The 12,286-nt window shown below is 40.6% G+C and carries 13 protein-coding genes, 1 tRNA gene and 2 pseudogenes; 8 read left to right on the top strand and 8 right to left on the bottom strand.

Annotated elements, in window-relative coordinates:
• From MiAbW_RS20805 to radA, 7 genes and pseudogenes are all read right to left on the bottom strand, one after another.
• A pseudogene (locus MiAbW_RS20805) lies at positions 1 to 89 on the bottom strand (Uma2 family endonuclease); the annotation flags it as partial.
• Positions 90 to 274: 185 nt separating this feature from the next.
• A complete protein-coding gene (locus MiAbW_RS17995) occupies positions 275 to 1,204 on the bottom strand; it encodes a lysylphosphatidylglycerol synthase transmembrane domain-containing protein (RefSeq protein WP_151697215.1) in 930 nt (309 codons plus the stop codon).
• Positions 1,197 to 1,662, bottom strand: a pseudogene (locus MiAbW_RS18000) (DUF29 domain-containing protein). Before MiAbW_RS18000 ends, MiAbW_RS17995 begins: the two are co-directional and overlap by 8 nt.
• Before the next feature lie 12 nt (positions 1,663 to 1,674).
• On the bottom strand, positions 1,675 to 2,130 hold the full coding sequence (locus MiAbW_RS18005; RefSeq protein WP_151697216.1) for a DUF29 domain-containing protein: 456 nt from the start codon (positions 2,128 to 2,130) through the stop codon (positions 1,675 to 1,677).
• An 11-nt stretch (positions 2,131 to 2,141) separates the two neighbouring features.
• On the bottom strand, positions 2,142 to 2,597 hold the full coding sequence (locus MiAbW_RS18010; protein WP_151697217.1) for a DUF29 domain-containing protein: 456 nt from the start codon (positions 2,595 to 2,597) through the stop codon (positions 2,142 to 2,144).
• A 63-nt stretch (positions 2,598 to 2,660) separates the two neighbouring features.
• Positions 2,661 to 2,762, bottom strand: a complete 102-nt coding sequence (gene petL / locus MiAbW_RS18015; protein WP_002752397.1) for a cytochrome b6-f complex subunit PetL — start codon at positions 2,760 to 2,762, stop codon at positions 2,661 to 2,663.
• 45 nt (positions 2,763 to 2,807) lie between these two features.
• The gene (radA, locus tag MiAbW_RS18020) at positions 2,808 to 4,334 is read right to left on the bottom strand and encodes a DNA repair protein RadA (RefSeq protein WP_151697218.1); all 1,527 of its coding nucleotides are present in this window, start codon (positions 4,332 to 4,334) and stop codon (positions 2,808 to 2,810) included.
• Positions 4,335 to 4,567: 233 nt separating this feature from the next.
• Between radA and rpaB the strand changes: the two genes are divergently transcribed.
• From rpaB to MiAbW_RS18040, 4 genes are all read left to right on the top strand, one after another.
• Positions 4,568 to 5,296 carry a response regulator transcription factor RpaB gene (gene rpaB, locus MiAbW_RS18025; protein WP_202981367.1) on the top strand — a complete coding sequence of 243 codons (729 nt, stop codon included), beginning with the start codon at positions 4,568 to 4,570 and terminating at the stop codon, positions 5,294 to 5,296.
• A 9-nt stretch (positions 5,297 to 5,305) separates the two neighbouring features.
• Positions 5,306 to 5,947 carry a cofactor assembly of complex C subunit B gene (locus tag MiAbW_RS18030; RefSeq protein WP_151697220.1) on the top strand — a complete coding sequence of 214 codons (642 nt, stop codon included), beginning with the start codon at positions 5,306 to 5,308 and terminating at the stop codon, positions 5,945 to 5,947.
• A gap of 81 nt (positions 5,948 to 6,028) precedes the next feature.
• Positions 6,029 to 6,397 carry a polyhedral envelope protein gene (locus tag MiAbW_RS18035; RefSeq protein WP_151697221.1) on the top strand — a complete coding sequence of 123 codons (369 nt, stop codon included), beginning with the start codon at positions 6,029 to 6,031 and terminating at the stop codon, positions 6,395 to 6,397.
• A gap of 111 nt (positions 6,398 to 6,508) precedes the next feature.
• On the top strand, positions 6,509 to 8,056 hold the full coding sequence (locus tag MiAbW_RS18040) for a protein kinase domain-containing protein (RefSeq protein ID WP_151697222.1): 1,548 nt from the start codon (positions 6,509 to 6,511) through the stop codon (positions 8,054 to 8,056).
• A gap of 48 nt (positions 8,057 to 8,104) precedes the next feature.
• On the opposite strand, the gene trhO is transcribed toward MiAbW_RS18040, so the two are convergent.
• Positions 8,105 to 8,917 carry an oxygen-dependent tRNA uridine(34) hydroxylase TrhO gene (gene trhO, locus MiAbW_RS18045; protein WP_151697223.1) on the bottom strand — a complete coding sequence of 271 codons (813 nt, stop codon included), beginning with the start codon at positions 8,915 to 8,917 and terminating at the stop codon, positions 8,105 to 8,107.
• A 77-nt stretch (positions 8,918 to 8,994) separates the two neighbouring features.
• On the opposite strand from trhO, the gene MiAbW_RS18050 reads away from it, so the two are divergent.
• The 4 genes from MiAbW_RS18050 (at position 8,995) to MiAbW_RS18065 (ending at position 11,967) form a co-directional block, all read left to right on the top strand.
• A tRNA-Ala gene (locus MiAbW_RS18050) sits at positions 8,995 to 9,067 on the top strand.
• A gap of 91 nt (positions 9,068 to 9,158) precedes the next feature.
• Positions 9,159 to 9,941, top strand: a complete 783-nt coding sequence (gene recO, locus MiAbW_RS18055) for a DNA repair protein RecO (RefSeq protein WP_151697224.1) — start codon at positions 9,159 to 9,161, stop codon at positions 9,939 to 9,941.
• Between the two features lie 22 nt (positions 9,942 to 9,963).
• Positions 9,964 to 11,454 carry an MFS transporter gene (locus tag MiAbW_RS18060; protein ID WP_151697225.1) on the top strand — a complete coding sequence of 497 codons (1,491 nt, stop codon included), beginning with the start codon at positions 9,964 to 9,966 and terminating at the stop codon, positions 11,452 to 11,454.
• A gap of 204 nt (positions 11,455 to 11,658) precedes the next feature.
• Entirely contained in the window at positions 11,659 to 11,967 is a 309-nt protein-coding gene (locus MiAbW_RS18065) for a hypothetical protein (protein ID WP_238707341.1), read from the top strand.
• The last annotated feature ends 319 nt before the right edge of the window (positions 11,968 to 12,286 follow it).

Raw genomic sequence — 12,286 nt, forward strand, 5'->3', positions numbered from 1 at the left:
GGGGGTGGGGTGGGTTCCCAGAATTCCTCGAAATCTTCTTCTATCAGTGCCGGAGAGGTGGCAGTTTCGTCGCTTTTGGCAATCGTCATTTTTTCGGCCTCTCTAGGTGGGAGTGTCCATATTTTTGCTGATTATTGATTTTATATTACATCATAATTTAGGAGTGAGGAGATAGATGTTAGGAGTTGAGAAAATTATCTTCGCTTAACAATGATCAAAACTTTTCTTCTGGGTGGGTTACATTGGGCTAACACCCCCGAATAATATCCTTAAGCTAACTAAAAAACTTGGCTTTATCTTTAACTAATTTTGTCCCGATTCCAGCGGCAATGACTTCGGAGAGAATGCTAATTAAACGATAGATAGCAACGGTGACAAGTACGTTAGCGGCGGGAAAATTTTTTTTATCTAAAAGTGCGATTGCTGTGGCTTCAAAAACTCCTAATCCTCCCGGCGCTCCGGGGACAACTAAACCCAATAACCAGGCAAAACTAAAGGTTCCTAAGAGGGGTAAAATCTGATCGGGGTTAATCATTTTTAACACCATCCAAGCTAAAATAAAACCCGCACCGCGCCACAATAAAAATCCAGTTTCACCCAAGAGGGGGACGAGAGGATATTTAGTTAGATAAACAGGTTCTTGAGCAATCTTTTTCTTTTGGCTAAGGATTTTGAGAGGATAGTTTAAAAATTTGGGATGAATGCCGATTAAAATTAATCCTAAAACTAATATCTGTATCCCTAGACTTGAGCCAGATTTCATCCAACCTAAACCACTACCAATAACTGCTATGGCTAAGGCTGCACACATCAGTAGTAAAAGTTCTAATAAAACACTTAAACTAGCGGTTCCCCAATCACTTCCTGCTTTATTAATTGCCACAATACGAGCATAAAAGTGGCCGATATTACCGGGTAAGTATTTTCCTAAATTGGTAATCATATAGATGCCAATTCCTGCGGAGGTTTTAATCGGTTGTTGATAGCTTTTGAGTATCCATGTCCACACCCATCCTGCCCAAATTTGAGCGATAATGGTGGTTACAAGTGCCAAGAAAAGAAATAACCAACCGTGATTTTCAATTCTAACTGAGGTGACGTTATCCCAGTTATTTCTAAGATTGCTGAGAACAAAAAATAAGGTTCCCCCAATAATCAGCCAACGTAGAAACTTTTTCAGCATTTCATTTTTTCCTTTATTCATTTTCTGGAGGAAACCAATCGAGAGCGATCAGATTTTCTAAACTGTAGGGACATTTACCAGGAAAACTAACTTGATTATCGTTTTTTCTCTAACATAATTTAAGGCTTTCTGGTAAATAGGTAAATACGAGGTAATTCTTGAGTGAGATAATTGCGGAGATTAGTAGTTAAATAATTGTCGATCTGGTTTTTGAAATTGACAATTTCTGATCTCCGATGACTACGATTATATGTTCTTTCATTTTGCCAAAATTGTAGGAGTAAACAATGTCTAATAATTTGTTCTAGCAAACTAGCAACACGAAACTTTTTTTCGTCTCCCAAATCTTCTAACTCCTCGATTAAGTTTTCTAAATCTAAAGCGTCAAAATTTTTAGCCTTGAGCATCTCTATAGTTTCTTCTAACCAGAGGGAATCATCAATCTCGTAGAGAGTTTTTAAGTTGGGAATAACAGTCATTTTTTATTTCCTTTATTCGTAAGATGGCAGGCAATTAGGATCGAGAAGTTCTTCTAAACTGTAGGGACAAGTATCGGGGAAAGTAACTTTATTTTTTGTCTTTTTCCGCACAAAGAAAACTGCATCTTCATAAATGTTAGTTAATTCATTTTGTAAATAATTACAGAGATTAGTGGTTAAACGTCTTTTTAGCTGAATTTGAAAGTTGACTATTTCTAACTCCCAGTGATCCTGATTATATGCTCTTTCCTCTGTCCAGAACTGTAGAAGTAAGAAATGTCTAATAATTTGCTCTAATAAACTAGCAACACGAAACTTTTTTTCGTTTCCCAAATCTTCTAACTCCTCGATTAAATTGTCTAAATCTAAAGCGTCAAATCTTCTCGCTTTCAAGAGTTCGATGGTTTCTTCTAACCAGAGAGAATCATCAATCTCGTAGAGAGTTTTTAAGTCGGGAATAACAGTCATTATCATCTCCTTTATTCGTAAGGTGGTAGCCAATTAGGATCGAGAAGTTCTTCTAAACTGTAGGGACAAATATCGGGAAAGTTAACTTGATTATCAGTTTTTTGACGAACATATCGCACAGACTCAAAGTAAATTTGCTTAAATTCCTGTTCTAGATATTTGCGAAGATTTGTGGTTAAATAGCGCTTTAACTGATATTGAAAACTTATTATCTCTGCTTGCCAATGAGCTTGGTTATATTCTCTTTCCCTTGTCCAAAATTGTAATAATAAACAATGTCTAATAATTGGCTGTAAAAAACTAGCAACACGAAACTTCTTCTCGTTTCCCAAGTCTTCTAACTCCTCGATTAAGTTGTCTAAGTCTAGCGCTTCAAAAATTTTAGCCTTGAGCAGTTCTATAGTTGCTTCTAACCAGAGAGAATCATCAATTTCGTAGAGAGTTTTTAAGTCGGGAATAACAGTCATTTTTTATCTCCCCTAGAATTGGCAATAGTGATCAGTTAAACCGATCACTACACCTTTTATATACTAGATAATTTTAGCGGAGCGCAGACCGAAAAAGAGACCGAGGGCAATTCCGGTAAAAACGATCAGATAACCCGCTAAAGCAGCAACAGCTAACACAGACATGGTGAAAATCTCCCAAGTAATTTAATCTTTTTTAGCATTGTACCGTTATTCTTGCCCTTCCCCTTCCTCGTCTTCCGGATCTTCCCCAAAACGCTGCTGGGGGGGAATTGCGGCGACAATTGCCTCGATTACCTTGCCGACTGGAACAATTTCTAAGCCCACATCTTCGGGATAAACTTGACCTCTGGGGACAATCGCCCGTTTAAAGCCCAATTTCGCCGCTTCTTTTAATCTTAGTTCCATTTGCGACACTAAGCGCACTTGTCCTCCTAATCCCACTTCCCCGATTAAAACTGTGCGCGGATCGACAACTCGGTCGCGAAAACTGGCGACAACAGCGATCGCAACTCCTAGATCCGCCGCTGGTTCTTCCACTCCCAACCCTCCTGCGGAGGCAACATAGGCATCTAATTTCGATAAAGGAATGCCGACGCGCTTTTCTAAAACGGCGAGAATTTGCTGTAATCGGTTGTATTCTATGCCCGTAGTCGATCTTCGCGGGGAAGCATAGCTGGTGGGGCTAACTAATGCCTGTAACTCCACCACAATCGGGCGTGTACCTTCACAGGCTACCACCGTCGCCGTACCTGGTGAAAATTCGTCGCGATTGCCTAAAAACAATTCCGAGGGGTTTTCCACTTCCACCAAACCGTGATCCACCATCTCGAAAATACCGATCTCATGGGTTGCCCCAAAACGGTTTTTCACCGATCTTAAGAGACGATGGGATGCATAGCGATCGCCTTCAAAATATAACACCGTATCGACCAAATGTTCCAAAACTCGCGGACCAGCGATCGCCCCTTCTTTGGTAACATGACCGACAATTAATAAAGTAATATTCTCCCGTTTTGCCACCTGCATCAAGGCGGAGGTACATTCGCGAACTTGGGCGACAGATCCCGGCGCGGAAGTTAACGCCCCAAAATAAAGAGTTTGAATACTGTCAATTACCGCTACCTGTGGGCGTAAAGATTCTAATTCTCGCAAAATTTCCTCTAAATCGGTTTCTGGCAGAACATAGAGATGATTATCGAGTTCTGCGGTTGATTCAGAGGCTTTTTTCTCCTTGCCATTGCCATTATTTTCTGACTCCACGGCAACCACGCCCACCCCCAAACGGGCAGCCCGTAGTTTAATCTGTTGTCCCGATTCTTCGGCGGAAACGTAGAGGATGCGCGGTAATCTTTGGGCGAGTTGGTTGGTAACTTGCAGTAAAAGCGTCGATTTGCCGATGCCCGGGTCGCCACCAATTAGTACAAGGGAACCGGGGACAATGCCACCACCGAGAACGCGATCAAATTCCCCGTAACCAGAGGGAAAACGTTCCTGTTCATACTGGGTAATTTCCGAGAAGCGAACCGAGATGCGCGGTTGCGGGTTGCGTTGCCCTTTGCCGTTATTTGGGCGAGTATTTTGCCATCCTAGGCGATTTACCGCCGGATTATTGCCACCAGCCACCACTTGTTCTTCTAGCGTCCCGTAGGTGTCACAACTGGGGCATTTGCCGAACCATTGGGGAGATTCCGCCCCACAAGTGCTACAGATATATATTGTTCGCGATTTCGCCATGTTTTTTAAGAAAAGTTGAAGAAAAGCGGTTTTGGGATCAATTCTCTTGTCAAATTTAATTAAGTATGATAAAGGGGAAGGAAGACCCTAAAGTTATTGATAATCGCCATAAAAGAAATAAAATAGGAAATTTAGGCTTAATGATAACGGCAAAAGGATATTCTATAAACAGGAACGCTCGTTATTTAACTTTAAAATTCATCACACTATTTAACTAAGGAGTGTTAAGTCAGTTGGAGAACCAGAAGGAAAAAATTCTCGTTGTCGATGATGAAGCCAGCATCCGTCGTATCTTAGAGACTCGTTTGTCGATGATTGGTTATGAAGTCGTCACCGCCGCCGACGGAGAGGAAGCTTTAGAAACCTTCCGAACCGCCGAACCCGATTTAGTGGTTTTGGATGTGATGATGCCGAAATTAGACGGTTACGGTGTCTGTCAGGAACTCCGCAAAGAATCGGATATTCCTATCATTATGTTAACCGCTTTGGGCGATGTGGCCGATCGAATTACCGGGCTAGAATTGGGTGCGGATGACTATGTAGTTAAACCTTTCTCTCCCAAAGAACTCGAAGCGCGGATTCGTTCGGTGTTGCGTCGGGTAGAGAAAAATGGCACCCTGGGGATTCCCAGTTCCGGTGTGATTCATATCGGTTCCATTAAAATCGATACCAATAAACGCCAAGTTTATAAGGGAGATGAACGCATCCGTCTGACCGGTATGGAATTTAGTTTACTAGAATTATTGGTCAGTCGATCGGGAGAAGCTTTTTCGCGATCGGAAATCCTTCAGGAAGTTTGGGGTTATACTCCCGAACGTCATGTGGATACGCGGGTGGTAGATGTGCATATTTCCCGTTTACGAGCCAAATTAGAAGATGATCCCAGCAATCCTGAGTTAATTCTCACTGCTAGAGGTACAGGCTATCTTTTTCAACGGATTCTAGAAGCAGACGAGGAATAGTTCTCAGCTATGGCACCAGCTGATCCCAATCGTATTTTAAGACTGTTACCCCTGTTCGCCGGCATCGTCGGGGGTACGGTATTAATGTTTAATCGTTTTGCCACTGCCGATTTAACCCCATCGCAAGCGCGTTCCGATGTGATGGGAGTGATTTTGAGTGGGGTTTTAATTTTGGTGGGTTTAATCTGGCAAAGAGTTCAACCCCGCTTACCCGATGCTGTGGAATTAATTGGGCGCGAAGGCCTGGAATTTGCCCCAGATGTGCCAGAACTGGTTAAAATTGAGCTTGCCTGGGCTTCCCATTTACTTTTAACTAACACCGTGACAAAATCTCTGATCGTTTACTATCGGGGACAAGTTTTATTACGTCGCGGTATCTTAAGCCAGAATTCTGAAGTTAAAGTTAGTAATATTATCAAAAGAGTCTTAGAAACCGGTAAAGCAGTTTATTTAGTTAATTTAAATTTGTATCCCGCTAAAATCGAATTTGACTATTTGCCAGAAAACACCCAGGGCTTAATCTGTCAACCCATCGGTAAGGAAGGGGTGTTAATTTTGGCGGCAAATGCACCGCGCAGTTATACTAAACAAGATGAAATTTGGATCGAGGGAATTGCTGATAAATTAGCCAACACTTTCAGTCAGTTTTAGACGATTTCAGTAAGATTTAAATATTTGGTTAAGATGAGAGTAGGCAATTAGCCATCGAATTGTAGCTAAGGATTTTAACTGATGACTCAAACTGGTGAAACCGTTACCTATTCTCTCGAATCTGTCCTGACAAGGATCGAGAGTAAAATCGACAATCTCCACAGAGATGTGGATCAGAAAATCGACAATCTTCAAAGAGATGTGGATCAGAAAATCGACAGTCTCCAAAAAGATGTTAATCAAAAATTTGACAGTCTCCAAAAAGATGTTAATGATTTAAAGGTGGAAGTCACAGAAATAAAAGGAGATATTAAAACTCTTGATCAGAAAGTCGAAACAATGAATAAACGACTGGAAAAAGTCGAAGATAACTATGCAATCCTAGTTAAAGATATTGCGGACTTGAAAGGGTTTAAATCTCTGATTATCCCCATGGTTGTAGCTTTTTAAAGTGCCGTGGTAACTTTGGGATTGCGCGGTTTTTTTCTTGGTAATAAACCTTAAATATATCAAGGAATATTGTCATCATCAAGTTGATTTTGTACTCTACCAATAAAATCCATGAGTTTTTGTATTAATCCTCATTGTCCTAAACCGAAAAGTATCACGGAGAGTCGTTACTGTCAATCCTGTGGTTCCGACTTGCTTTTAAATGGTAAATATCGAGTCACAAATTTATTGAGTGCCAAAGGTGGATTTGGTAATACCTATGAAGTGATAGATGAACGTAAAATACCCAAAGTATTAAAAGTTCTTACCTACGATTCTAGCAAAGCTATTGATTTATTTCAACAGGAAGCCAATCTTTTAAAACAATTAAATCACCCTGGTATTCCCAAAGGAGAAAACTATTTTATTTATCATCCCCGGGAAAGTCAAACTGCTTTACACTGTTTAGTCATGGAGAAAATTGCTGGTATTGACTTAGAAGAATATCAAAAACAAAGGGGATTTAAACCGATTGATTATCATCTCGCTTTGGATTGGTTAACTCAGTTAGCTAATATTCTCCATGAAGTTCATAAACATAAATTCTATCATCGCGACATCAAACCCTCTAATATTATCTTAAAACCCGATGGTCAATTAGTTTTAATTGATTTTGGGGCAGCACGACAAGTGACTAAAACCGTCCTAGCAGGAGGCAAAAATACGGGAATTTATACCCCCGGATATGCTCCTCCTGAACAATCTCGTGGTCACTCTGTCCCCCAATCAGATTTTTATGCTTTGGGCAAAACTTTCGTCTTTTTGTTAACTGGAAAAGAACCCAGTGATCCAAAAATTTATAATATTAATACCAATGAATTTAATTGGCGTAAATATGCGCCAAAAATCCCTTCTCGATTAGCAGATTTTGTCGATAATTTAATGGCAGAAAAACCTATTGATCGGCCTAAAAATACCAAAAATTTGCTAAAAATTATTACCGATATTAAAGCTAATCCCCATCAAACTAAAAAAACCAAAAATTCTCCTCCTGAAAAACCTAAAATTATTTCTATTTCTAATCCTGCACTTCTTTCTGTATTCGCTACAATTTCTCCCAGTTATGCTGGTTTTTGGCTCCGTTTAAAAGCTTCTTTAGTTGATTCTTTTATCGTTCTTACTATCGCCGCTTTATTAGGTGGTTATATCTGTTTTCGCTTACAACAATGGTCAACTTTCCAAGATTTAAATCTTGATTTTGATATACCCAAAGAAATCTGGGTTTACTATGCAGCAGGATTAAGTGCAGCTGGAACAACAATTATCGGTTTTGCTTTATTTATAGCAGCAATTATCTATAATATTCAAGCCAAAATTAACTTTACTCACGAACATATTGCCATTCTTAGCGCCCTCGGTTTAGGAATAGTTATTAAATGGTTATATTATGTTTTTCTAGAATATCTTTTAAAAGCTACTATTGGTAAAATGTTTTTTGATTTATCCGTCACCGATAGCCAAGGCCGACGCATATCTTTTGCAAGAGCCAATCGCCGCTACTTACTAAAATATCTCTCCACTGCTCCCTTATATTTAGGCTTTTTACTGGTAGCCTGGACAAAGAAAAAACGCGCCCTTCATGACATGATTTCTGGTACACAAATCCGCAAGAAAAAGTAACCAGATACTAGAAAAGTAGGGAGATGAGAGCGGGACGATAGGATAAAATTAACTACAATAGGGACAAGATATTCCTGCTCGGTAATTGGGGGATTGTTGATCTTTTTCATCGATGGGATGACCGCAAGCGGGACACATTTCATAATGTCCCACCTCTAGATTAGCTGTTAGGGCCACTCTTTGATCAAAAACAAAACATTCTCCTTGCCAAAGACTCTGATCGGGACTAACTTCTTCTAAGTATTTCAAAATACCTCCCTCTAGCTGATAAACTTGAGAAAAGCCTTGATTTAATAAAAAAGCTGCCGCCTTTTCACAGCGAATTCCCCCCGTACAAAAAAGAGCTATTTTCTTATTGTTAATACTATCAAAATTTTCCTGAATATACTCAGGAAATTGGCGAAAATGCTGGATTTCTGGGTTAAGCGCTCCCGCAAAAGTACCGATCGCCACTTCATAATTATTACGAGTATCGATCACCACCACGTCCGGCTCTTTCAGTAATTGGTTCCACTCTTCAGTTTTGAGATGAATTCCTGTTTTTTCGAGAGGATTAGCCTTGGGTTGACCAAAAGTCACAATTTCCTGTTTTAAGCGAATTTTTAAGCGTTGAAAGGGCAAATAATCGCAAACAGACTCTTTCACTTCTAGATTAGCTAAACGAGTATCGGTTTTTAACCAACTAATCACCTCGGCGATCGCTTGACGGTTCCCAGCGATCGTTGCGTTAATCCCCTCGGCTGCCAGAAGAATAGTTCCTTTAATTCCTCTTTCTTGGCAGTATTTTTGTATTTCTGGCTGTTTTTGACGATAATCTGACAAAGCCACAAACTGGTAAAAAGTGGCGACTAGATAAGACATGGCAGGCAAAGGGAAAATTTACTTGTAATATTTTTCACTATAGGTTATAATAGCGAGAGTGTCTTAAAAACCAGATCGGGGGTTTAGCTCAGTTGGTAGAGCGCCTGCTTTGCAAGCAGGATGTCAGCGGTTCGAGTCCGCTAACCTCCATAGCATCTCCCCCATAGTCCTGACTGATTCCCCTTTGCTTGGTGATTAGCTCAAGTCTTTTTGGGAAGACAATTAGCTAGTTAATTATTAAATGATGTCTCGTACCTATCAAGCTACTGGAATCAATCTGCAAGGAATGGCCTTCGGAGAAGCCGATCGCCTCTTAACTATTTTGACCCCCGAGTATGGTTTAATTAGAGCCATTGCCCCTGGTGCGCGCAAGTATAAATCTTCCCTCCGGGGTAGAAGTGAACTATTTGTGGTCAATAATCTGTTGATAGTCGCCGGAAAATCCCTAGATAAGGTCGTTCAAGCCGAAACTATCCAGTCTTATCCCAAATTAAGTCAAAATCTCGCCAAACTCACCGTTAGTCAATACCTCTGCGAACTGGTTTTGGCGATCGCACTGAGCGAACAACCCCAGAGGGAATTATACGAATTAATCTGCGGCCATCTGGCCAGAATTGAAGTCCTCGACGAGAATCAATACATACTTCCCTACCTTTGTCAAGCAATTTTTCATTTCTTAATAATTGCCGGCTTAGTGCCGCAAGTCCATAACTGCCTGTTGACGGGAAAAGCTTTAATTGGGGATAATTCCCTAGGATTTAGTTTCGAGGCAGGGGGAATAATAGATCTAGCCGCCCTGACAGAAACAATCAACCCGCCCAAAATCGATAGTAAACTGACGTTGCAAGAACTGCAATTACTGCAATGCCTAGGAAAAACAGACTTTTCCCCAGAAGAAAACCTTACCTCAGAACTAGCTTGGATTAACCTCGATCGCCTGTTGCGCCGCTATACTCAGTACCATCTGGGAAAAACTTTTCGCTCCTCGGCATTAGTTGAGGGTTTATCTCCCTTAGAATTTTAAACAGATAGCAAAAATCAACATAATGCAACTGTTTGACTCAGAAACTGACGACGCAATTCCTAGCGACTCCCCCACTCCTGTTTTTAATTCTTCCGATCCCTCATCGAGGCAATCCGACGCAGAAACCATGAACCGCTTGCCTAAACGTGCGCCCCAATCTAATCCTAGTCAGGGTTTTGCCCCAGTGCTAAAAAACCCGCGCTTTCTCATTCTCTGGGCGGGGGGAATTTTTTCCCAATTAGCGGATAAATTCTATTTAGTCCTGATGATCTCCCTAATTGCCACCCATTACCAAAAAGCCGATCAGTCAATTAGTGGCTGGGTATCAGCAATAATGATTGCTAATACAATACCAGCAGTATTAGTGGGTTCAGTAGCAGGTGTATATGTTGATAGATGGCTAAAAAAACAAGTTTTAGTTATTTCTAACCTTTTACGCGGGGCTTTTGTCCTCCTCATTCCCCTATTATTGTGGTTAGTTCGCGAGCAAACTTTAGCCGTTCCCCTCGGTTGGTTGCCTGACGGTTTAAGAAATTGGCATTACCGACTACAGGGAGAATTTAACTTACCCTTCGGTTTTTTCCTGTTGTTAGTCATTACTTTTCTTGTCTCCACCTTAACCCAATTTTTTGCCCCCGCCGAACAATCAACCCTGCCATTAGTAGTAAAACGTCGTCATCTTCTACCAGCTAATTCCCTCAACACTTTAACCACCATGGCGGTATTAATTATCGGTTTTGCCATCGGTGAACCAGTATTAGCTTTTGCCGATAGCATTTTCGGCACGAGAGCCGGACAATTTGATATTGGCAAAGTGATGATTGTCGGTGCTTTTTATATAATTGCTGGTTTAATTCTAATTATCCTGCGAACTAACGAAAAATATATTATTCCTACCGCAGAACAGCCCCATGTTTGGCAAGATATCCGCGACGGCATTCGTTACCTCAACAAAAATCATAAAGTTCGTAACGCTCTAATTCAATTAGTCATCTTATTCTGTATTTTTGCAGCTCTATCGGTATTAGCCGTCAGTATGGCGGAAAAACTACCCGGGTTAAAAGCTTCTCAATTCGGCTTTTTATTAGCCTCCTGTGGTGCAGGAATGGCAGTTAGTGCGATTACTTTGGGTTATTGGGGCCAAAAATTCTCCCACACCCAATTAAGTCTCTGGGGTTCCCTGGGTATGGCGGCAGCTTTAATCGGTTTATCTCTAGCCACAAAGAGTTTAATTTTAGCCTTCGCTATGACCGCTTTATTAGGGATTTTTGCCGCTTTAGTCGGGGTTCCCATGCAAACTACCCTACAGGCAGATACACCCCCCGAAATGCGCGGTAAAGTCTTTGGTTTAGAAAACAATGCCGTTAATATTGCCCTCTCTTTACCCTTAGCTGTCGCGGGTATCGCCGAAACTCAATTCGGACTCCGACCGGTACTATTAGCTTTAGCAGTTATGGCAGTTATCGGCGGTGGTTTTACTTGGTATGTTTCTCGCAATTTATCTAAAGATTAGCGAAACTTTTCAGTTATCAGTAAACAGTTATCAGTAGTTAGGAGTTAGGAGTCAGGAGTTAGGAGTCAGGAGTTAGTATATTGCCTTTATTTATTCTCCCATCTCCCCCGCCAAGAAGCGAAATTAGCATTAACTAAACGGTTGTACGAACAGGGTTATCAACGAGAGGATATTATCAACCTCTTTAAGTTTATCGATTGGTTGATGAGCTTACCCACTGAATTAGAACAAGAGTTTCAACAGGAATTAAATCAGTACGAGGAGGAAAAAAGAATGCCTTATATTACCAGTGTTGAAAGAATGGGAATGGAAAAGGGGATGATTCAAAAAGCTCGAGAATCTGTCATTGATGCCCTTGAGATTCGCTTTGAGAATGTGCCTTCGGAACTGGTTGATGAGATTAGCCAAATTCAAGACACTTCTCTTCTGAAAAATCTCCACAGACAAGCGATTACTCTTGACTCAATCTCAGATTTTCAGGACTATTTAAATCAGTTAATCAAACCTGAATAATTCTGGTTTGTCGCCCAAGAAAACGGGTTTCTATTTAGAAAACGGGTTTCTTTGAGAAACTATTTAGAAACCCGTTTTCTGCAAACGCCTATTTAGAAACCCGTTTTCTGTATAAATGTTAATTTCTGTTAAAGGGGTCTTGAAAAATTGGGGACTGTTGGGCTAAAACTGTTAGCAATAAACCTTATGCAGTTATAGTCATTTCAAATAAGTATGATACAAGTAAAAAATAGGTTAAAATAAGGAAAAACAAGCAACCCATACAGAAAAATGTCCTATAGCCTAGACTTGAGAAAAAAAGTAATTGATTATGTAGAGA

Origin of the sequence: Microcystis aeruginosa NIES-4325 (genome assembly GCF_008974145.1) — a bacterium.
GTDB lineage: Bacteria > Cyanobacteriota > Cyanobacteriia > Cyanobacteriales > Microcystaceae > Microcystis > Microcystis aeruginosa_G.

What these genes read in the sequence shown, in the direction of transcription:
- MiAbW_RS17995 (WP_151697215.1), bottom strand. Translation starts at nt 1,204, where the DNA reads ATGAATAAAGGAAAAAATGAAATGCTGAAAAAGTTTCTACGTTGGCTG.
- MiAbW_RS18005 (WP_151697216.1), bottom strand. Translation starts at nt 2,130, where the DNA reads ATGACTGTTATTCCCGACTTAAAAACTCTCTACGAGATTGATGATTCT.
- MiAbW_RS18010 (WP_151697217.1), bottom strand. Translation starts at nt 2,597, where the DNA reads ATGACTGTTATTCCCGACTTAAAAACTCTCTACGAAATTGATGATTCT.
- petL (WP_002752397.1), bottom strand. Translation starts at nt 2,762, where the DNA reads ATGTCTGTGTTAGCTGTTGCTGCTTTAGCGGGTTATCTGATCGTTTTT.
- radA (WP_151697218.1), bottom strand. Translation starts at nt 4,334, where the DNA reads ATGGCGAAATCGCGAACAATATATATCTGTAGCACTTGTGGGGCGGAA.
- MiAbW_RS18030 (WP_151697220.1), top strand. Translation starts at nt 5,306, where the DNA reads ATGGCACCAGCTGATCCCAATCGTATTTTAAGACTGTTACCCCTGTTC.
- MiAbW_RS18035 (WP_151697221.1), top strand. Translation starts at nt 6,029, where the DNA reads ATGACTCAAACTGGTGAAACCGTTACCTATTCTCTCGAATCTGTCCTG.
- MiAbW_RS18040 (WP_151697222.1), top strand. Translation starts at nt 6,509, where the DNA reads ATGAGTTTTTGTATTAATCCTCATTGTCCTAAACCGAAAAGTATCACG.
- trhO (WP_151697223.1), bottom strand. Translation starts at nt 8,917, where the DNA reads ATGTCTTATCTAGTCGCCACTTTTTACCAGTTTGTGGCTTTGTCAGAT.
- recO (WP_151697224.1), top strand. Translation starts at nt 9,159, where the DNA reads ATGATGTCTCGTACCTATCAAGCTACTGGAATCAATCTGCAAGGAATG.
- MiAbW_RS18060 (WP_151697225.1), top strand. Translation starts at nt 9,964, where the DNA reads ATGCAACTGTTTGACTCAGAAACTGACGACGCAATTCCTAGCGACTCC.
- MiAbW_RS18065 (WP_238707341.1), top strand. Translation starts at nt 11,659, where the DNA reads ATGAGCTTACCCACTGAATTAGAACAAGAGTTTCAACAGGAATTAAAT.